Annotated in this window: 21 protein-coding genes; 14 read left to right on the forward strand and 7 right to left on the reverse strand. The window is 46.1% G+C overall.

Going from position 1 to position 20,706, the window contains the following annotated elements; genetic code table 11:
- Position 1 precedes the first annotated feature (1 nt).
- The gene (locus ACXAER_RS08990; protein WP_474828500.1) at positions 2 to 700 is read left to right on the forward strand and encodes a 2OG-Fe(II) oxygenase; all 699 of its coding nucleotides are present in this window, start codon (positions 2 to 4) and stop codon (positions 698 to 700) included.
- Here the strand turns inward: ACXAER_RS08990 and ACXAER_RS08995 are convergent.
- From ACXAER_RS08995 to ACXAER_RS09010, 4 genes are all read right to left on the reverse strand, one after another.
- Positions 697 to 1,629, reverse strand: a complete 933-nt coding sequence (locus tag ACXAER_RS08995) for a dihydrodipicolinate synthase family protein (RefSeq protein WP_474828502.1) — start codon at positions 1,627 to 1,629, stop codon at positions 697 to 699. The two genes, ACXAER_RS08990 and ACXAER_RS08995, sit on opposite strands and share 4 nt — an antisense overlap.
- 27 nt (positions 1,630 to 1,656) lie before the next feature.
- Positions 1,657 to 2,142 carry a DUF3299 domain-containing protein gene (locus tag ACXAER_RS09000; RefSeq protein ID WP_474828504.1) on the reverse strand — a complete coding sequence of 162 codons (486 nt, stop codon included), beginning with the start codon at positions 2,140 to 2,142 and terminating at the stop codon, positions 1,657 to 1,659.
- A gap of 141 nt (positions 2,143 to 2,283) precedes the next feature.
- Positions 2,284 to 2,814 carry an inorganic diphosphatase gene (gene ppa, locus ACXAER_RS09005; protein WP_014947861.1) on the reverse strand — a complete coding sequence of 177 codons (531 nt, stop codon included), beginning with the start codon at positions 2,812 to 2,814 and terminating at the stop codon, positions 2,284 to 2,286.
- A gap of 162 nt (positions 2,815 to 2,976) precedes the next feature.
- Complete coding sequence (locus ACXAER_RS09010; protein ID WP_474828506.1) at positions 2,977 to 3,954, reverse strand: class 1 fructose-bisphosphatase; 978 nt, start codon at positions 3,952 to 3,954, stop codon at positions 2,977 to 2,979.
- Positions 3,955 to 4,263: 309 nt separating this feature from the next.
- On the opposite strand from ACXAER_RS09010, the gene mpl reads away from it, so the two are divergent.
- The 3 genes from mpl to ACXAER_RS09025 all read left to right on the forward strand — a co-directional run bounded on the left by mpl (position 4,264) and on the right by ACXAER_RS09025 (position 7,139).
- Positions 4,264 to 5,622 carry a UDP-N-acetylmuramate:L-alanyl-gamma-D-glutamyl-meso-diaminopimelate ligase gene (mpl, locus tag ACXAER_RS09015; RefSeq protein WP_474828508.1) on the forward strand — a complete coding sequence of 453 codons (1,359 nt, stop codon included), beginning with the start codon at positions 4,264 to 4,266 and terminating at the stop codon, positions 5,620 to 5,622.
- Between the two features lie 72 nt (positions 5,623 to 5,694).
- Positions 5,695 to 6,327 carry a flavin prenyltransferase UbiX gene (locus ACXAER_RS09020; protein WP_283629947.1) on the forward strand — a complete coding sequence of 211 codons (633 nt, stop codon included), beginning with the start codon at positions 5,695 to 5,697 and terminating at the stop codon, positions 6,325 to 6,327.
- Positions 6,328 to 6,329: 2 nt separating this feature from the next.
- Positions 6,330 to 7,139: a S1/P1 nuclease gene (locus ACXAER_RS09025; protein WP_474828522.1), complete on the forward strand. Its 810-nt coding sequence runs from the start codon at positions 6,330 to 6,332 to the stop codon at positions 7,137 to 7,139.
- A 146-nt stretch (positions 7,140 to 7,285) separates the two neighbouring features.
- On the opposite strand, the gene rraA is transcribed toward ACXAER_RS09025, so the two are convergent.
- The gene (rraA, locus tag ACXAER_RS09030; protein WP_474828524.1) at positions 7,286 to 7,771 is read right to left on the reverse strand and encodes a ribonuclease E activity regulator RraA; all 486 of its coding nucleotides are present in this window, start codon (positions 7,769 to 7,771) and stop codon (positions 7,286 to 7,288) included.
- Between the two features lie 366 nt (positions 7,772 to 8,137).
- On the opposite strand from rraA, the gene ACXAER_RS09035 reads away from it, so the two are divergent.
- From ACXAER_RS09035 to ACXAER_RS09070, 8 genes are read left to right on the forward strand one after another with little or no spacing between them, the layout of a single operon-like run.
- Positions 8,138 to 8,650 carry a phosphatase PAP2 family protein gene (locus ACXAER_RS09035; protein ID WP_167483156.1) on the forward strand — a complete coding sequence of 171 codons (513 nt, stop codon included), beginning with the start codon at positions 8,138 to 8,140 and terminating at the stop codon, positions 8,648 to 8,650.
- A gap of 1 nt (position 8,651) precedes the next feature.
- Positions 8,652 to 9,719, forward strand: coding sequence for an MJ1255/VC2487 family glycosyltransferase (locus tag ACXAER_RS09040; protein WP_474828527.1), 1,068 nt, complete (start codon positions 8,652 to 8,654; stop codon positions 9,717 to 9,719).
- Positions 9,720 to 9,770: 51 nt separating this feature from the next.
- Complete coding sequence (gene lptM, locus ACXAER_RS09045) at positions 9,771 to 9,968, forward strand: LPS translocon maturation chaperone LptM (RefSeq protein WP_474828529.1); 198 nt, start codon at positions 9,771 to 9,773, stop codon at positions 9,966 to 9,968.
- Positions 9,968 to 11,218 (forward strand): diaminopimelate decarboxylase, encoded by a 1,251-nt coding sequence (gene lysA, locus ACXAER_RS09050; protein ID WP_474828531.1) that lies wholly within the window; start codon positions 9,968 to 9,970, stop codon positions 11,216 to 11,218. Before lptM ends, lysA begins: the two co-directional genes overlap by 1 nt.
- Before the next feature lie 35 nt (positions 11,219 to 11,253).
- The gene (gene dapF / locus ACXAER_RS09055; protein WP_474828533.1) at positions 11,254 to 12,084 is read left to right on the forward strand and encodes a diaminopimelate epimerase; all 831 of its coding nucleotides are present in this window, start codon (positions 11,254 to 11,256) and stop codon (positions 12,082 to 12,084) included.
- Positions 12,081 to 12,776 carry a DUF484 family protein gene (locus ACXAER_RS09060; protein WP_474828535.1) on the forward strand — a complete coding sequence of 232 codons (696 nt, stop codon included), beginning with the start codon at positions 12,081 to 12,083 and terminating at the stop codon, positions 12,774 to 12,776. Before dapF ends, ACXAER_RS09060 begins: the two co-directional genes overlap by 4 nt.
- A gap of 5 nt (positions 12,777 to 12,781) precedes the next feature.
- On the forward strand, positions 12,782 to 13,702 hold the full coding sequence (gene xerC / locus ACXAER_RS09065) for a tyrosine recombinase XerC (protein ID WP_474828537.1): 921 nt from the start codon (positions 12,782 to 12,784) through the stop codon (positions 13,700 to 13,702).
- 20 nt (positions 13,703 to 13,722) lie between these two features.
- Positions 13,723 to 14,463 carry an HAD-IA family hydrolase gene (locus tag ACXAER_RS09070; protein ID WP_474828539.1) on the forward strand — a complete coding sequence of 247 codons (741 nt, stop codon included), beginning with the start codon at positions 13,723 to 13,725 and terminating at the stop codon, positions 14,461 to 14,463.
- 83 nt (positions 14,464 to 14,546) lie between these two features.
- Here ACXAER_RS09070 and cysE read toward each other — a convergent pair whose 3' ends face one another.
- Complete coding sequence (gene cysE, locus ACXAER_RS09075) at positions 14,547 to 15,344, reverse strand: serine O-acetyltransferase (protein ID WP_474828541.1); 798 nt, start codon at positions 15,342 to 15,344, stop codon at positions 14,547 to 14,549.
- Between the two features lie 513 nt (positions 15,345 to 15,857).
- On the opposite strand from cysE, the gene uvrD reads away from it, so the two are divergent.
- Both uvrD and ACXAER_RS09085 read left to right on the forward strand, forming a co-directional pair.
- Positions 15,858 to 18,029 carry a DNA helicase II gene (gene uvrD / locus ACXAER_RS09080; protein ID WP_118490711.1) on the forward strand — a complete coding sequence of 724 codons (2,172 nt, stop codon included), beginning with the start codon at positions 15,858 to 15,860 and terminating at the stop codon, positions 18,027 to 18,029.
- 42 nt (positions 18,030 to 18,071) lie between these two features.
- Positions 18,072 to 19,349: a GGDEF domain-containing response regulator gene (locus ACXAER_RS09085; protein ID WP_474828544.1), complete on the forward strand. Its 1,278-nt coding sequence runs from the start codon at positions 18,072 to 18,074 to the stop codon at positions 19,347 to 19,349.
- Positions 19,350 to 19,509: 160 nt separating this feature from the next.
- Here ACXAER_RS09085 and rarD read toward each other — a convergent pair whose 3' ends face one another.
- The gene (gene rarD, locus ACXAER_RS09090; protein WP_474828546.1) at positions 19,510 to 20,424 is read right to left on the reverse strand and encodes an EamA family transporter RarD; all 915 of its coding nucleotides are present in this window, start codon (positions 20,422 to 20,424) and stop codon (positions 19,510 to 19,512) included.
- Between the last annotated feature and the right edge of the window lie 282 nt (positions 20,425 to 20,706).

The raw sequence follows: 20,706 nt of genomic DNA on the forward strand, positions 1-20,706 counted from the left end.
CATGAGCGATTTAATTGAAGTTATTGATGATGTGTTACCACCAGAGCTGTGCAAACAACTCATGGAACGCTTTGAAAGCAGCCCTAATTTGTCTCAAGGCCGCACCGGTGGTGGCGTCGACTTAGATAAAAAAAGAAGCATGGATGTATCGATAAGTCGCAGTCCGGAATTTAAAGACTTGTTTCAGCAAGTGATGCAGCATACCGGAAAGCAACTGGTCTCCTACATTGAAAAGTACTATTTTGCGCTTGTTGGGCCTATTGGCTTAACCGTACGTCATCCCAAAACTGGTGAACCGGTAAAAGTAACAGGTGAAAATTTTGATGAAGTGGGCAAACCCAATTTGGCAAATTTGGTGAATTACCTGTTTCGGGTCGGCGATGTTAATGCACAGCGCTACACCGCGGGCAATGGTGGCTACCCATACTGGCACTCAGAAGTGTATCCGCAGCTTCAGCATAACGATGCACTGCACCGTGTATTGCTGTTTATGTACTACTTAAACGATGTGGAAGAAGGGGGCGAGACGGAATTTTATTATCAAAATCGTGCAGTTAAACCCAAAGCAGGTAGAATGGTAATTGCGCCGGCCTACTTTACTCACACCCATCGCGGCCAAATTCCAAAAAGTAACGACAAGTACATTCTAACGTCGTGGCTTCTATTTAACCGCGCTGAACAGATTTATACGCAGGGCTAGCTTAACGATAACTTCGTGATGATGTGCTCTAGCTCGCTGTACTCATTTTTGTCGATAGGTAAGAAGGGTGCAGGTAAGCTAGGCGTTTCACAATAGCCCAAAATTTCTGCCGCGGCTGCAACCACACGCAAGCCGCCGCCATTGCGCGCAAACATGCTCCATATTCCGCTTAACGCTTGTGACTGAGCCTGTGCATCAACAGCATTACCAGACTGAGCGGCGTCGATTATGCGCATTACAGTTCGCGGGAATATTCCTCCAATAACAGAAAGCCAAAGGTCACAACCTTCGCTCATTCCTGCTGCGCCAAAACTATCACCACTCACGCCTATAGCAATGTGTGCAGGCACTATCTCTCGCAATGATGATAATCGGCGAGCGCCTTCGCTATTGCTTGCTCCAGAGGGTGAGATATCCTTGCTAGCGCTTTTGGCAAATGGAGTTCCGGGTATTTTGATCGCTCCGATATTCGGTAATTTCCCTATACGGCGGTATAAATCATCGCTGAAGGTAAAATTAGTCACGCGAGGATTTTCGTAAACGCAGATAGGCACAGATACCTGGTGACTCACTGCTTCATATAGGCCATACACTTCTTCTTCGTTAAGCACTTGATAGGAAACGGGTGCTAACAGCACAGCACTAACACCCGCTTGCTGCACAGCTTCAACGTTTTTTAGCACGTCATAGGTGCGCAGCGCCCCAACGCCTGCCATAACAGGAATGCCATTTGCGTGGTCGACGGCGAGCTTGGCTACGTCGTACTTTTGCTCTCGCGTTAGATAAGGATACAGCCCAGTAGAGCCTATCGCGCAAATTGAATCTACATTCGCCGAAGCCAAATTATCAACAAGCCCTTTAAACGCTTTGTAATCAATAGCTTCTTGTTTAAAGGGGGTAATGGGAAACGCTGATAATCCTGTAAACACTTGATATCCTTTTTAAACGTTTTATGCTTAAAACCCTTCTACGGCTTCGCCTTTCAAACGGTAACCTACAGACGCAATGTCGCCTTTCCAACCGTCTGTCGACAGTTCACCGGTTACCCAAATCGCATCGTAAATATTATCTATGCGCACACCTTCTTCAAACTTTACGTACACAATTTGATTAGACGGCGGCGGTGGTACGTGAATACAGGCTCCAAAATACGGAACAAGTAAAAACTCGGTGGTAAGCTCAGCGGTACCTTCTAGCGGCACAACAAAACCAGGGATTTTGACTCGTTTACCGTCAAAGGTATCGATTACTGGTGCATCAGGCTGAAGCTGACTCATTTCACCATTGTGTTGAACTGATGGTGGCGCGAGCTCATTAAAGCCTTCAGGCACTAGGTCTTCCCAATATACCTCTACCGGAGCTTCATCTGCCAGAGCATTGAAGGTTACAACCATCATTACTACAGCGAATAATGAGGTCATGGATAATTTATGGTGGATCATACTGCTCTCTATCGTTGAGTATTTTGTTCGCTTTTTTGTATCGGCTTTTGCTTTTCGTTTTCAATCTTCACTTTTTAGCCACATACAAAAAGGGCCGGTATTACACCAGCCCTTTGTACCATCAATTTAAAGCAGCGTGAATTATTCTGCTTCGAAACGCGCGATGCTTGCGGTAATTTCTTCTTTTGCAGCTGCAGCGTCTGCCCAACCGTCAATTTTCACCCATTTGCCTTCTTCAAGATCTTTATAGTGCTCGAAGAAGTGCTCGATTTGCTTAAGAAGAAGCGGAGGTACGTCTGCAATTTCTTTAACGTCACGGTAAATAGTAGAAAGCTTGTCTACTGGTACCGCTAGTACTTTTGCATCTTTACCAGACTCGTCTGTCATGTTTAGTACGCCAACTGGACGACACTTAATTACAGAACCTGCAAGTAGTGGGAATGGAGTCATAACTAGTACGTCAACTGGGTCGCCGTCTTCAGACAAGGTGTTGTTCACGTAACCGTAGTTAGTTGGGTAGTGCATGCAAGTTGCCATGAAACGGTCAACAAATAGCGCGCCAGTGTCTTTGTCTACTTCGTACTTCACCGGGTCAGCGTGTGCTGGAATTTCGATGATTACGTTCACTTCATCTGGTACATTTTTACCAGCAGAAATAGCACTCAAGCTCATTCTTAGGTCCTTTCAATAATGGATTAAAAATTTTGGCCGTAAGTATACGGTGACAGCAGCAAAATAAAAACGCTTTACGACCCATGTCGTACTAATCTCTTTATTTTTCGCTAAATTTTGCTGCTTTTTAATAAAAAATGACCCTAAAGGGCCATTTTTTCGTTACTTCGCGTTATCGTTGTAGCTTAAACACATTTCAACTTCGTCTTTCGAGCCGATAATGCAGGGTACGCGCTGATGAATTTCTTCAGGCATTACTTCTAGAATTCGGCCAGTACCCGTTTCAGCTTTACCACCAGCTTGCTCCATCAAAAATGCCATTGGGTTGGCTTCATAAAGCAAACGCAATTTGCCAGGTTTAGACGGGTCTCTGTTATCGAATGGATACATAAAGATACCGCCCCGACAAAGCAAACGATGAATATCACCTACCATTGCCGCTACCCAACGCATGTTGAAGTCTTTACCGCGAGGGCCTTCTTTACCTGCTAGCAGGTCTGCAACATACGCCTGCATTGCCGGTTCCCAATGACGCTGGTTCGACGCGTTAATTGAGAACTCAGTGGTTTCTTCAGGCACTTGAATATTCGGGTGAGTCAGAAGGAAGCCACCGTGAGTTTTATCAAGGGTATAGATATGCGTACCGCGACCGGTAGTCAACGCTAACATTGTAGACGGGCCGTAAAGCACATAACCTGCAGCAACCATTTGTGTGCCCGGCTGTAAGAAAGCAGATGGATCATCTGGCTTCATCCACTGCGGTGCATGTGTGATAGAGAAAATAGTACCGATTAGGCTGTTAATTTCGGTGTTTGACGAGCCGTCTAGCGGATCGAAGCTTACCAAGTAGTTACCTTCCGGATTGCACGGTACTACATCGTCTTCTTCTTCAGACGAGATAGCTTTAACATAGCCAGATTCCCTTAGCGTGTCCTTTAGAATATGGTTTGAGATAACGTCGAGCTTTTTCTGTGTTTCGCCCTGTACGTTTTCTGAAAGGGTTGAACCGAGCACGCCAGCAAGTGCGCCTTGACTCACGCGGAAAGAAATTTCTTTACAGCCCGCTAGCAGTGTACGAATGAGCAGTATTAACTCAAGCGGTGCACCGTCTTGTTGCAATTGGGAATTTAAACGTTTCATTGAATGTAAGCCTTTTTTTGTGTGTAGGGTGTTGTACTTGCAGTCGCTCAGCTTTCCTTACCGGCGTTTATCTGAAGCACACACAGGTTTTAAGCCTGTGGTTAGATTGTAACCGTGTTCACTGCGAAGTGGAACATACCAGTTCAATGACATACACACACCATACCAGTTTGCATCCCGCAGACATCCTAAGATGAGCGTAATTTAAAGGCATGAAGCATAGGTTGAAATACAAAAATTGAATTATCTATAGGTTGCAGGGTTCTGATAAAGTACCCCTATAACATGAAAATTCATTGAGAATGCGCTATGCATGTACATATTTTAGGCATTTGTGGAAGTTTTATGGGTGGCATCGCCGCTATTGCTAAAACACTCGGCCACAAAGTTACTGGCTCAGATAAAAACGTTTATCCACCAATGAGCACCCAGCTTGAAGCACTAGGCATCGAGCTGACCCAAGGCTATTGCGAAAGCCAATTTGATCCAGCACCTGACATGGTAGTGATTGGTAACGCCATGTCGCGGGGTAATCCGGCGGTAGAGTACGTGTTAAACCGCAATTTACCTTATACCAGCGGCCCGCAATGGCTACTTGATAACTTACTAAAAGACCGTTGGGTAATTGGGCTTTCAGGTACCCACGGTAAAACCACCACCAGCAGCATGGTCGCGTGGATTTTAGAGCACGCTGGTCTCAATCCTGGCTATTTGATTGGTGGCGTACCGGAAAACTTTGGCGTGTCAGCGCGCGTGGGTGAAAGCCCTTTTTTCGTGATAGAGGCTGACGAGTACGACAGCGCATTTTTCGATAAACGTTCTAAATTCGTACACTACCGCCCAAAAACCTTGGTCATTAACAACCTTGAGTTTGACCATGCAGATATTTTTGCTGACCTTGCTGCTATCCAAACTCAGTTTCACCATTTGGTTCGCATGGTGCCTGAAAATGGGCTTATTCTTACACCAGACAGTACACCTGCTATAGAAGATATGCTTAAGAAAGGCTGCTGGTCTTCTCGTCAATCGTTAGGCAAAGAATGGCATGCTGAACTACTTAAAAAAGACGGCAGTGAATTCAATGTATTACATAACGGCGTTATAGCCGGAACTGTAACTTGGTCACTTGTAGGTCAGCACAATGTAGATAATGCCCTTATGGCAATAGCAGCAGCCCACCATGCAGGCGTTACCTTACCTGATGCCATAGACGCCTTATCATTTTTTAAGAATGTTAAGCGTCGCATGGAAGTAAAGGGGGAAGTAAACAACATCACCCTTTATGACGACTTTGCACACCACCCTACTGCAATTGCGACTACACTTGATGGTCTGCGCAAAAAAGTAGGTAATGCGCGTATATTAGCCGTGCTAGAGCCGCGCTCAAACACCATGAAAATGGGCGTGCATAAAGATACACTGGCGAATTCATGGCAAAAAGCCGATGAGGTTTACCTTTATGAACCTGAAGGTATGGACTGGTCGTTAGTTGATTCGGTAGCGCACAGCAATGCGCCTACGCACTGCTTCAAAGATGTAGAGAAGATCGTTCAAGGCGTTTGCAACGTAGCACAACCAGGCGATCACGTACTTGTAATGAGTAACGGCGGCTTTGAAGGGATCCACGGCCGACTTTTAGATGCCTTAGAATCGAAATTTAAAGTATAAAAAGCACGAGTCTTTGAATTAGCTACAGCTAAAAAGCTAACACTAAGACGTAGTGTCTACAGAGGCAATGTAATGAAACACGACAAGCAAGTCACACTTGCTATCACAGGTGCATCTGGCGCACCGTACGCACTTACACTCTTGAAATCGCTGGTTAATGCAGATTATCAAGTGTATGTACTTATCTCTTCCGCAGCAAAGGTAGTCTTTGCCACTGAAGAAAATGTAAAAATACCCGGGCGTCCTGAGGACGCTGCCGCATTTTTTACCGAACATTGCGATGCCAAACCCGACCAAATAAAAGTGTTTGGTAAAGAAGAATGGTTTTCCCCAGTTGCGTCTGGTTCAGCTGCGCCTGCCAAAATGGTGGTATGCCCCTGCTCTACTGGCACCTTGTCTGCCATCAGTATCGGTGCGAGTGACAACCTTATAGAGCGTGCGGCAGATGTGGTGTTAAAAGAAAGAGGCCAACTTATTTTGGTTCCGCGAGAGATGCCGCTTTCTTCTATTCATTTAGAAAATATGCTCAAGCTTTCGCAAATGGGTGCTACTATTATGCCTGCAGCGCCAGGTTTTTATCACAACCCCAAGACTATCGATGACTTAGTAGATTTTGTTGTGGCGCGCATACTAGATCATTTAGGTATTGAGCAGTCTCTTGTCGCAAGATGGGGCTATCAGTCTTCCAAACATTCTGAGGATTAACCATGTTCGCGTTTGCAAACAGGATTTGCGCAGTTGCGCTGAGCACGCTATTTACATTGTGCATTTCATCACCTGCTTTCGGCTGGGGTCAGACCGGGCACCGAGTAACGGGCGCTATTGCCGAGCAATATCTTAGCCCTCTTTCTCAAGCGGCAATTATGGATTTGCTGCCACATGGCTCCTTGGCTGAAGCCTCAACCCATGCCGATGAAATGCGTTCTAACCCAAGCGAATTTTGGCAGAAAACGGCCAGTCCTTGGCATTATGTCTCTGTACCTGAGGGCAAGACCTATAAAGACGTTGGCGCACCAAAACAAGGTGATGCAGTTACCGCTTTAAAGCAATTTACTGAAACCTTAAAAAGCGATACGGCTAGCATTGAAGAAAAACGTCTAGCCCTTCAATTTATCGTGCATATTATCGGCGACTTGCATCAACCACTTCACGCTGGAAACGGCACCGATCGTGGCGGTAACGATGTAAAAGTGCGCTTCTTCTGGCAAGATTCTAACTTGCACCGTGTGTGGGATTCGCAAATGTTAGACCAGCGCGACTTGTCATATTCTGAATGGACTGAATGGCTTACAAAGACCATTAACTCAAAAGATATTCGAAGCTGGGCAACCACCGACCCTATGGTATGGATTGAGGAAAGTACCGCTATTCGCGACACTATTTATCCAGATGACGCCAACAACATGAGCTACGATTATTTATACAATCACCTACCTACTGCCAAAAAGCGTTTGCAGATGGCGGGAATTCGTATCGCTATGTATTTAAACAAGGTGTTTGACGAGGCCAATAAATAGCTTTTCTCAACCCCGAGTTACTCCAAGGCTGATTAATTCGCCTCACCTAGGTTTCGGGAATGTCGTAAGTACCTAAAACAAAAACGGAGGCATACGCCTCCGTTTTTTAATTCTTAAAGCAGCTAGCTTCTGCTTACTGTTTAACTTTAATCTAAGTCTAGCGGCTCGGGGGAAAGAATAACACCCGTGCTATCAGCATATAGGTGGTCTTCAGGTAGAAACGTAACGCCACCAAAGTTAACGGGGACATCTACCTCACCTATGCTTTCGCACTCAGCATTCACAGGGATTGCTGCAACAGCCAACACGCCAATGTCCAGTTCAGCAAGGCTATCGACTTCCCGCACACTCCCGTAAATCACAACAGCTTCCCAATCGTTATCGATAGCAATTTGAGCAGATGATGCATCAAATAACGCACGGCGGCTTGAACCACCGCCATCTATCAGCAGCACTTTACCCGCGCCAGGCTGAGCAAGTACACGGTCAATAAGACCTCTATCTTCAAAGCATTTAATAGTGGTAATTTCACCACCGAAAGAATAACGGCCACCAAAGCTTGCGAAAATTGGATCTACTACGTCTACGCTATCAGCAAACAAGTCGCATAATTCAGATGTGTTGTATTCCATTCTTTTTGCCTTACTAAAATTGAGAAGCGTTGAAGCTCTAAGCTAGTAAAACTTAGCATAGCATTAAATCTTATGATGCAAACGGTTGATTTACCGCGTTTCGTTAAATTTTTCGCATTTGTTTAAAATGCAAGACTTTCCTCTAGCCATAGCCAACATGAGCACGTATTTTGCTTCATACATTCAGCTGAAATACTTTTGCTAAAAAATTTGTTTAATAATCATTTTCCCCGTTTGAGCAAAGGGTGCATGGCTAAAAAGAAACCACGTGAGTTGTCAAAAAAGTTTCTTTTTTCCGTCACCCACTGTTCACAGACGCACTTTAGCCTGTGCAGTAATTAATCGATAGGGGACAAGGCAATGTTAATGAAATCCTTGACCAAGTACGACACTGACTTATTTTATCGCCTCTACAAACTGACGCAAAAAAGAGACTGCCGAAGTATTGTGTGGCTATCAAAAACAGGTGACGGCTATTTATACTTCGTCATTGGCATGTTGCTTTGGGCGTTTGAGCCTGAACACGGTGAGCTTTTCCTCTATACGGCGCTGATGGCATATGCGCTGGAATTACCCATCTATGTGCTGCTTAAGAAAATGTTCAAGCGCCCGCGCCCTTGCGATTTTCTAATGAATTTAACAGCACATGTCACGCCGTCGGATAAGTTTTCACTTCCCTCAGGCCACACTGCGGCCGCAACATTAATGGCTTGTATCGTGGCGCACTATTACCCGCCATTTGCCTTACTTGCTTACAGTTGGGCGGCGCTTATCGGGCTATCACGAGTGTTATTAGGTGTACATTATCCTTCTGATGTGGTCGCAGGATCACTGCTAGGCGTAACTATCGCGACACTAAGTATTTCAATTCTGGGGTAGTATGAAATTATTGTATGGTGTGCAAGGCACCGGAAATGGGCATATTGCCCGAGCACGAATCATGGCCGCCGCACTAGCGCAGCGGGATGACATTAGTGTTGACTTTGTTTTTACCGGCCGCGCCCCTGAAAAATATTTTGATATGGAAGTGTTCGGAGGATACCGAACATATAAAGGACTTAGTTTCATTACGAAAAGCGGACGAGTAGACAAATGGTCTACGGTGAAAGAAGCCAACATTCGTCAGCTAAATAAAGATATTAAAGCATTCGATACTCGCGATTACGATTTGCTGGTTAACGACTTTGAACCGGTAACGGCGTGGGCAGCAAAAAAGCAAGGCTTACCGTCTATTTCTATCAGCCACCAAGCGGCGTTTGCTTATAATGTGCCGAAAAGCGGGAATACCATATTTGATACCGTGCTCATGAAAATGTTTGCGCCTACCGATTTACAGCTAGGCGTGCATTGGTATCATTTCAATCAGCCTATCATCCCGCCTTTCGTTGCTGAAAAGCCAATAACGTCTTCAGGTAATGGCCATGTTTTAGTTTACCTGCCGTTTGAAGATATCGAAGATATTCAACAGATGCTTGAGCCGCTAAGCGATCAAGTATTTGAGTGTTTCCATCCTAATATTGATGAAGCAAAAGAAGTGGGCCACATTCATTGGCACCCCACGTCCAAAAAGCATTTTCAAAAAGCGCTTCAGCACGCTAGTGGTGTAATTGCTAATGGCGGCTTTGAGCTATCAAGTGAAGCACTTCAGTTAGGAAAAAAACTGCTCATTAAGCCCTTACATGGCCAGTTCGAGCAGCTGTCCAACGTACTAACCCTGAATAAACTGGATTTATGCCAGACCCTTTTTCAACTCGACACCGATATTGTAGAAGAATGGCTTGAGGCGCCCGAAAACGAAGCGATAGCCTTTCCTGACAATCCAAACATACTCATCGACTGGCTCAAAAATAAAGACTTTTCTGATACCAAGAGCCTATGCGACACACTTTGGAAAAACGTTCATTACGGTGATAAAACACAAGAACGATTATTGGCTCTTGCAATTTAACACCGCAATGCGATGATAGCGGCATTTGTCGTATTCTTTGCGGGATTTTTCGTGCTTAAAAAGTCTGTTGTTTTCTTGCTAACACTCTCAGCATTGTGTGGCTGTGGGTACAAAGGGGCGCTCTACATTCCTGAGGCGCCTGCACAAAACACATCTGCTGAACCAGCGTCTTCTAAAAATGCAGAAGCTGAGGCTTCATCAAGCGCCAACACCCCATCCCCCGCAACTACTTCTGGAGAGCTGAACTAGTGGATTTTTTCGCCTACAGCCAAGGTCAGCTGCATGCTGAACAAGTGTCTGTTTCTGATATTACAGCCCAGCACGGAACGCCGGTATATATTTATTCTCGCGCTACGTTAGAGCGCCATTGGCACGCCTTTAATGATGCTATTGGTGAACACCCTCACCTTGTTTGTTACGCCGTAAAAGCGAACTCAAATATCGGTGTGTTAAGTGTTCTAGCCAAATTAGGTTCAGGCTTTGACATCGTTTCAGCAGGTGAACTGGCCCGTGTAATCGAAGCCGGTGGCGATGCTAGCAAAGTGGTATTTTCAGGCGTAGGTAAAAAACACGACGAAATTCGCTATGCGCTAGAGCAAGGCATCATGTGTTTCAACGTAGAATCAGAGCCAGAGCTTCATCGAATTAACCAGGTTGCGGGCGAGATGGGCGTGAAAGCCCCTATTTCACTGCGCATAAACCCCGATGTAGATGCCAAAACTCACCCTTATATTTCTACAGGGTTGAAAGCGAATAAATTTGGTATTGCCCGAGAACGCGCGATTGCTACCTATGAATTAGCCGCCTCCCTGCCTAACCTAAATGTGGTTGGTATGGACTGCCATATTGGCTCGCAGCTCACTGAAATTGGTCCGTTTGTAGATGCGCTAGAGCGTCTGCTTCTGCTTATTGATGAACTGGCTGAGCGCAACATTAATATTGAGCACTTAGATGTAGGTGGTGGTCTTGGCGTAACTTATAACGACGAGCAACCGCCTCATCCTAAAGCCTACGCACAAGCCATGGCTGAAAAAATGGTAGGCCGTGAAAACCTTAAGTTAATCCTTGAACCTGGTCGAGCTATTGCAGCTAACGCTGGAATCCTGGTCACCGAAGTTGAATTTATCAAAGAAGGTGAAGAGAAGAGCTTTGCGATTGTCGATGCTGCAATGAACGATTTATTGCGCCCTGCGCTTTACTCAGCGTGGCAAAATATTATTCCTGTGAAAGAAGGAAGCACGGCAACGCCTCGCACCTATGACGTTGTAGGACCTGTCTGTGAAACCGGTGACTTTATAGGTAAAGACCGAGAATTAGCCATTGAGCCTACCGACTTACTTGCAGTTCGCAGCGCCGGAGCCTATGGTTTTGTGATGGCGTCAAACTACAACAGCCGCTGCCGTCCAGCCGAGATTATGGTAGACGGAGACAAAGCAATTGTGGTTCGCGAAAGAGAAAAACAAAAAGATCTCTGGCAAGGTGAGCACAAACTTCCGTAAACTAGAGACAAACTAACAAGATAGATGCGCGTTTAATGCAGGTTCAATTTTCTAAAATGCACGGCTTGGGTAACGATTTCATGGTTATTGATAACGTTACTCAAAACGTCTTTTTCTCTAAAGAAAAAATTCAGCAATTAGCTAACCGAAACTTCGGCATTGGCTTCGACCAGCTGTTGATGGTAGAACCACCATACGACCCTGAACAAGACTTCCACTATCGCATCTTCAATGCTGACGGCTCAGAAGTAGAGCAATGCGGCAATGGCGCTCGTTGTTTTGCGCGCTTTGTTAAGCAAAAAGGCCTGATTAACCGCAATAAGATAGTGGTGAGCACCAAAGCAGGTAAGATGGTGCTTTATTTGGAGAAAGACGGCCAAGTGACCGTTAACATGGGCAAACCGGAGTTTGAGCCTGCGAATATTCCACTTACAGCCAACAAGCAAGAGAATACCTATATTCTGCGTGTGGGCGAACGCACCTTGTTTATCGGATCAGCGTCAATGGGCAACCCCCATTGCGTTATGGAAGTTGACGACGTTGATACGGCCAATGTAGCCGAAATTGGTCCGCTTGTTGAAAAGCACGAACGCTTTCCCGAAGGCGTAAACGTGGGCTTTATGCAGATAATTAACGAGTCTTATATCAAACTTCGCGTATTTGAGCGTGGTTCAGGTGAAACCTTGGCCTGCGGCAGCGGTGCATGTGCAGCAGTTGCAATTGGTCAAATACAGGGTAAATTGAGTAAAGATGTACGGGTAGACTTGCCCGGAGGCAGTTTACGTATACGCTGGCCTGGCCCAGATAACGTGTTAAAAATGACAGGACCTGCCGAACACGTATATGACGGACATATAAATTTATGAGTGAAGTATCTGGGCAATCTAACGCCACGCAATTAATTGAGCCATTTAACGACACGACGGAATTGTCGAGTGCTGATGTGCGCGCGTTCTTACTACAAAATCCTGAGTTCTTTGCCGAGCATGCCGACCTTCTCGAAAAAATTAAGCTTCCCCACGAACACAAAGGCAGTGTTTCACTTGTTGAAATTCAAAGTGACCAGTTAAGACAAAAGGTCAGACAGCTTAACTTCAAACTGAATCAGCTAGTTACCATCGCTAAGCAGAACGAAAAAATATATCGCGTTTATACCGACTTAAACGTGCAGCTACTACGCTGCGAAAGTGTTGCCGAAGTGCAGTTTACGTTGGAAGATATATTACAAGAGCGTTTGCAGTTGTCCTCTGCTGTAATAAAAAGCTTTAAAGGCCCCCACGCTATTCCTGAGCTGCAACAACGTTTGTTCACAGAGAAGCGCTTTAAGAATACCAACTTCTTTTTTGGCCGTTTGTCACAGCACGAACGTCAACTTCTTTTCGGCGAAAGCTCTGCAGAATCTGTAGCGCTAATGTTGCTTGGTGATAACCGAGAGTTAGGCATTTTGGGCATCAGCAGCAGCGATGCCAGCCACTTTACTCCAGACATGGATACCCTTTTGCTTCAGCAACTTCAGCAAGTGCTTAATATTATCTTGCCTGAAATGATGGGATATTAGGTGAAGTGTCTACGGACGCCTTAATCAGCGAACCCTGCCAGCAATGGCTAGATAAGTTTCTGCTTCATCTTCAGGTGGAGCGTGGGCTATCTCCTCACACCATCAAAAATTACCAGCGCCAGCTAACCGAAGTGGCTAAGCTCCTTGGGATTTACGAATGGTCAGGGCTCACGCCCAGTGATATTAAGCGCGTTATGGCTGATGCCAAAATGTCTGGGCACAGCGCGCGCAGTATTGCACTTAGACTGTCAGCACTTAGAACCTTCTGTCAGTACCTTATTGACCACCAGCAGCTATTCAGCAACCCTGTTGAGGGCATTCAAGCTCCTAAACAGGGAAAGCCATTACCTAAGCAGCTTAGCGTAGATGAGATGCAGCAGTTACTTAATGCGTCGCCTCAAAGCAGTGACGATGATGAAGGCATGCAGTTAAGGGATGTAGCTATGTTTGAACTGCTATATGGCTGTGGCCTACGCTTAAGCGAACTTACTGGGCTTAATTTAGCCGACTGTCTAAAAGACGGTACGGTGAAGGTCATGGGTAAAGGAAGTAAGCAACGGATACTCCCATTAGGCCGACATGCGCAAAAAGCGCTAAATGCCTGGTTAAAAGTGCGCCCTGCCTACGCATCGCCTTACGAAAGTGCGGTCTTTGTGAGTAAGCGCAAAACCCGAATATCAAACAGGCAGGTCGCCAATCGCTTGGACAAGATGGCTAAAGATCAATCGCTATCGCAGAAAGTAAGCCCCCACAAACTGCGCCATTCTTTCGCTACTCACGTATTAGAATCTAGTGGCGATTTGCGTGCGGTTCAAGAGCTGTTAGGTCACGCTAACTTATCGACAACACAAGTTTATACTCACCTCGACTTCCAGCATCTCGCCAACGTTTATGATGCGGCTCATCCGCGGGCACGCAAAAAGTAATACTAACCTAAGGTTTCACCATGCAGTTTTTCAGGTCTATTAACAAAGTCGAGGCGATGACCTTTGACCTTGACGACACCCTTTACAATAACGAACCTATTATTCGACGGGCCGAAGAAGCGCTTCAAGCGCATATTGCAAAACACCACAAGTCAGCCGCCGCGCTCTCCCCAAACGACTGGTCAGCACTAAAGCGAGCTGCCATAAAAAAGGACCCGCGCTTAGCCTCTGACATGGGGCAGCTTCGCCGTGTAGTGCTAACCGCAGCACTATCGAATACGGCTCCCGAAACGTTAAAAACAGATGTGACCAACACCGGCGAACTTAGTGATGCGGTAGAAGCTTGCTTTAACTGCTTTTACGACGCTAGAAGCGACTTTAAATTGGCTGATGAGGTACACGCAGCACTTAAAACAATTAGTAGTAAATTACCGCTTATCGGCATTACTAACGGCAATGTAAACGCAGAAAAAATAGGCATTGAAGGTTATTTTGAATCTATTCTTCACGCCAGTACAACACGGCCGATGAAACCAGCCCGCGATATGTTTGATGAAGCCGCAGCACGTTTACAAATTGCACCGAAACATATTCTTCACGTAGGCGATAACATCATAAAGGACGTCCAAGGTGCAATTAACGCTGGCTTCCAAGCTGCATGGTTTGCCTGTAACAGACCCATGACGCTAGCCAACGAACCTGTAAGCGTATTGCCTCACGTAGCACTAGACAACCTCAAAGAGTTAACCCACTTCCTATGAATAATGGGGTCATGAATAACGGGGTCAGAGTACTTTAAACTTTTACGAAGTGTAAAAGGGGAAATGTACTCTGACCCCATATTTTAGTTATCTTCTAGGACGTTTTGGCGCATGGATTCACAAGGGCTTTGACAAACCGGTCTCCCAACCACCTTTGCTGGAACGCCCACCACGGTAACGTGGGCTGGTACGCTATTTAATACAACGCTACCTGCGCCGACTTTTGAGCCTTCGCCTATTTCGATATTTCCTAGGATCTTGGCACCTGCGCCAATTAACACACCCTGGCGAATTTTAGGGTGACGGTCGCCCGACTCATTACCCGTACCGCCAAGGGTGACACTTTGAAGAATAGAAACATTATCTTCTACTACCGCTGTCTCACCCACCACAATACCAGTCGCGTGATCGAACATAACGCCCTTACCAATTCGTGCAGCAGGATGTATATCTACACCAAAACTTGCCGAGTTGCGGCTTTGCAAAAATAAGGCTAACTGGTGGCGCCCGTGAACCCAAAGGTAGTGCGCCATTCTATGCACCTGAACGGCGTGGAAACCTTTAAAGTGCAGTAAAGGAGTAAGGTAGTCGTTCACTGCGGCATCTCGCGCATTAATCGCCATTATGTCAGCAATGGCTGCCTCGCTAATGCCAGGCTCTAACAAGTAGGCTTCGTCGAACACCTCACGTATAGCAATCGCAGGCATCACGTCATCTGCCATTTTGTTTGACAGAATAAAGCTTAGCGACGATTCGAAATTATGATGAGCAAGAACACTGGCGTGCACATAGCTAGATAGCAATGGTTCGTTGTCAGCAACAATTTGCGCTTCTTGTTTGAGCGTCGACCAGAAATCGATGGGCGTAGAAAGTGCGGTCATGAGCATGTCCCGTTAGTGTGCTGTTAATTAGCTGTTTTTGTGCCAATGTATGTCGTTAAAAAGTTGGGGCCGTGTGCTTTTTTTAACTTGCCTAAAATGGCTTAACTCTTTTGCTAACACTCGCCCTGTAAGAAAGCGCAGAGGTAGCCGAATTAAGAGAGCAGAAAGTTTACCCGAGTTTGGCGTGATGCAATACCGATGTGATACCTGCCAAGCGCATAATTCGATCAATTTATCGTATTAATTCGTTATAGCTAATAACTGTATCTTTCATTTGTGTACCTTTGAGCCTTACGTCGACCACACTAGGCTCTGTCACTACTCAATTAGAACGGTTAAAGCGTCCGTTTCTTTCATTAAGAGACTCGCATAAACACAAAGCTTAACTTGGCAAATAACTGCGTTCTTATTTAACGAAAAGGGCTGAAAAACTGGACTGTATAAATTAACAGTCAGATGGCATAATAGCCCGCTGCTGAATGTACAACACTATCAACTAACAGGTACCACACTATGGATGTATCTCGACTGCTAGACGAGCTTAACGACAAACAGCGTGAAGCAGTAGCAGCCCCATTATCAAATGCCCTAGTATTAGCTGGCGCTGGTAGTGGTAAAACCCGCGTATTAGTGCATCGCATCGCGTGGTTGATGGAAGTCGAAAACATCGCCCCTTTTTCTATTTTGGCAGTGACGTTTACAAATAAAGCCGCCAAAGAGATGCGCGGCCGTATTGAGTCGTTGATGGGTCGCAGCCTACACAACATGTGGATTGGTACCTTCCACGGGCTTGCACACCGCCTATTACGCGCGCATCACGCTGAAGCTAATTTGCCTGAAAACTTTCAGATCATTGATTCTGACGATCAGTATCGACTCATTCGCCGTATTCTGAAGGCCATGAACCTGGACGAAAAGCATTGGGCCCCTCGTCAAATTCAGTGGTACATAAACGGCAATAAAGACGAAGGCCTGCGCCCTCAGCACATCGAGACTCACGGCGATCATATCCAAAAGACCATGCGTGAAGTCTATGCGGCATATCAGGACGCCTGCGACCGCTCAGGCTTGGTTGATTTTGCCGAACTATTGCTACGCGCTCATGAGTTATGGGCAAAGAATCCTGAAGTGTTGGCGCACTATCAACGCCGTTTCCGTGCTGTGTTAGTTGACGAGTTCCAAGATACCAACAATATCCAATATGCATGGCTTCGCATGCTGTGTAGCGGCGACAATAACAATATTATGATTGTTGGCGACGACGACCAGTCTATTTACGGCTGGCGAGGCGCAAACGTAGATAATATTCAGCATTTTCTAAAAGACTTTAATGAGCCTACCACTATTCGCCTTGAGCAGAATTACCGTTCTACCGGGAACATTCTAAAAGCAGCGAATACGGTTATCGACAATAATACAGGCCGTTTAGGCAAAGAGTTGTGGACGGAAGATGCGCAAGGTGAGCTGATTTCTGTTTATGCGGGCTTCAACGAGCTAGATGAAGCGCGCTTTATCGTGTCTAAAATCAAAGACTGGCTAAACCAAGGCAACGCCCTTAGCGACACTGCCATTCTTTACAGGAACAACGCCCAGTCTCGAGTACTGGAAGAAGCCTTGCTACACGAAGGGCTGGCGTATCGCATTTACGGCGGTTTGCGCTTCTTCGAACGCCAAGAAATAAAAGATGCCCTTGGCTATATGCGCATGGTAAGTCACCCTCACGATGACGCTGCCTTCGAGCGCGTGGTAAACACCCCAAGCCGCGGTATTGGTGAGAAAACTCTTTCGCAAGTGCGCGACACTGCACGCATGCATAACTGTTCTATGTGGCAAGCCAGCCAGTTGCTTATAAACGAAGGTGGGTTTAAGGGCCGTGCATTAAACGCGATGCAAAGCTTTGTATTACTAATTACAGAGCTTGAGCAAGCCACGTTAGATGAGCCGCTTGATCAGCAAGCCGACAAAGCGATTCGTCAATCTGGTCTGTACGCCATGTACCAAGCAGAACGCGGAGAAAAGGCCCAGGCTCGACTAGAAAACTTAGAAGAACTAGTCAGTGCATGTAAAACCTTTATCGTGCCCGAAGAAGCCGAAGAGATGTCGCCTTTAGCCGCGTTTTTGGCCCACGCTTCGCTTGAAGCGGGCGAAACTCAGGCGGATAAAGACCAAGATGCGGTGCAGATGATGACTATCCACACTGCCAAAGGTCTTGAGTTTCCACTGGTGTTCCTAGCCGGCGTGGAAGAAGGTATGTTCCCTAGCCAGATGACCAACGACGAACCAGGTCGAATGGAAGAAGAGCGTAGACTTTGCTATGTTGGTATGACTCGCGCTATGCAAAAGTTGTATATTACTTACGCAGAAAGTCGTCGATTATATGGTCAAGATAAGTATCATACGGCGTCGCGCTTTATTCGCGAGATGCCAGCAGATTGTGTGGAAGAAGTTAGGCTTAAATCAACAATCTCAAGACCAGTACATAACCGCTTTAGTCAAGCAACCTCGCACGCCAGTTTTGAAGAAACAGGCTTCAGTTTAGGTGAGCGCGTAGTGCACCGTAAATTCGGCGAAGGGATTGTGCTTAACTATGAAGGGAGTGGTGAGCATGGCCGCGTTCAAGTAAACTTCGACGAATTTGGTAGCAAATGGCTGGTACTTGCTTACGCAAAGCTGGAGAAAGCGTAACATCATTAATTGGCAAGGTAGCCTTACTCTAAGTTGGAATGTATGCAGCAACATGTGCTGATCATCGAAAATGGTGAAGGCAACCTTGAGCTTATAGCGAAATTAGTCCGCCGTGCGGGACTTACGCCCGTCGGCGCAACCTCGCTTACCGAAGGTAAGGCCCGTTTTTCACAAGAAATGCCTGAAACCTTCTTGTGCGCCATTGTTGCCTATGCTTTACCTGATGCGCCGAAAGGTGAAGCTATCGACTTTGCTGTCGAATCTTTTATTCCGACCATAGCGACAACGGAAAATCTAGACAATGCTATTCGCGACAAGGTTCTTGAACGGGATGTTGTCGATTACATTCCCAAAGAAAATTCACAAAACTACGATTACCTAAACCGCCTTATCAGCCGTCTAGAAAAAAACAAATCTACCGGCGTTGTAGTCGTAAGTACCAATCGTGTTATACGCTCAAAAACGGTTTCATTACTTCAGCGTCATAATTTTATTGCCTTTGAATGTTTAACAGCTACCGACGCAATGCACTGCCTTTCTGAACACAAAAATGTACGTCTGGTCATCACTGACAACACGCTGCCAGACATGACAGGCACCCATTTTGTGGCAAGCCTAAGAAAGGCCTTCTCCAAAGAACAACTTGCCATAATGGGGATAGCGGGTGGTAAAGGAATGTTGATGTCTGCGCACTTTATCAAAAGCGGCGCTAATGATTTCTTACGCGTACCGTACTGTCATGAAGAGTTCTTGTGTCGCGTGATGCAGAACGTGGAATATATTGAAAGTGTTGAAGAAATACGCCGTGTGGCGAATACCGACTATCTGACAGGTTTACCGAACCGACGTCACTTTTTCTACATGGTCACAGTGCAACACCAAATCCTTTCTGAAGACCATGCCCTTGCTCTGATTGACCTAGACTTTTTCAAATCAATCAATGACACCCATGGTCATGACGCCGGTGACGTTGTGCTAAAAGCCATGGCGGCCCTCATTGAATTTTATTTCCCTGATGAAATCATTTCCCGATTTGGAGGCGAAGAGTTTTGTATTTATATGCCTGCAACGCCGCTTAAAGAAGCATGCGAACGCTTAGACGATTTTAGAAAAGTGGTGGAAGCTGAAGTTATCCAACTTCCCAAAACGGACATAAAAGTGACTTGCAGTATTGGGGTAAGTGGCGCACACACTCAGCGTGTGGATAAGCTTTTGAGCCTAGCCGACAAACAGCTTTATGCTGCAAAAAATAGCGGGCGCAACCAGGTGAAATGCGAACCGCCCGATATACCTCAACAAGAGCAAGGGTCCTTGCTTTAGCTTTTCACTCAATCAACTCCCCCTAAGCTTTCTGACGCTTAAGTCAAAACTTGCCCGCTATGCATTACTACCACAAAAAGCAAATAGCGTTCTTAAACGAGCGCTTTAGGTAATCGCTTGATGCCCGGCTTACATCACGCTAGCTTGTGTGCAGAAGCCCTTACTCTGAGGCAAGCTTTTGCACTTTACGCTGACTGCGGTAATTAAATAGTGAGTCGGCGCTGAACAAGATAAGCGCAAACCACACAAAGCCAAAGGTCACCAAACGCGACTCTTCAAGTGGCTCGCCGTAAAGGTAAACCGCCAGTATGAACATTAGCGTTGGGCCGATGTACTGAAAGAAGCCCAGCGTTGAATACATAATCCGCCTTGCTGCGGCGGTAAAACAAAGAAGTGGCGCGGTAGTTACAATGCCAGCCGCCAGAATAAGGGCATTTAGGGTGGCGTCGTTATTAAATAAGTTGCTGTATTCAGAGCCAAAGAATACCCAGTAGACAATAGCTAATGGCGACAGCATTAAGGTTTCAATGAAAAGGCCGGGTAGCGAGTCTACTGCCACTTGCTTGCGCAATAAGCCGTAAACGCTAAAACTACCCGCAAGCACCAAGGCAATCCACGGAACGTGGCCGTAAGAGAAAACAAGAATAGCCACGCCAATAGCAGCAAGACCTACCGCCACGCGCTGTAAATTGCGCAATCTTTCTCCTAAGAAAAGTCGCCCCAAGAATACATTGATAAGGGGGTTGATGTAATAGCCTAGGCTTGCATCAAGAATATGGTCGTTATTAATTGCCCAAATAAACAAAAGCCAATTTGCCCCCAGCAGCAGCCCAGCTACGAACAAAATCTGCATAACCCGTTTGTTGCGAAAGGCTGCGCCTACTTTTGACCATTGCTTTAGCGCAGCAATAAACCCAACCAACAGCACCACAGACCAGATGACCCTGTGCATAAGGATTTCAGCCGCCGGCAATACCATTAACTGTTTGAAGTAAACAGGCGCAACACCCCACATACTGTATGCGGCAATTGCGCAAATAACGCCGACTTGCGCGGCACTCGCTTGCTTAGACAAGGCTGGCTCCAACGAGATTCAGGGTAAGAAGGCGCATATTGTTTATCAGGTTAGATGAATACACAACCCTTAACGCGTTCCAATGCGGCAAAGCGCATGTAATACCAGCCCGCATAAATAATTACCCACTCAGCGAGAAATAAAATGTTCGTAATCGCGGCGTGTTACCGCAGGTATAGTGGTTCTACATCAAGGTGACACTACCAAAGAAAAAGCCCCACCAAATGTATTCATTCAGTCGGGCTTTATATGTGTAAGGCACTTTTAAGCTGAACGAGGCCT

It is taken from the genome of Alteromonas sp. AWJ4_199, from assembly GCF_056159165.1.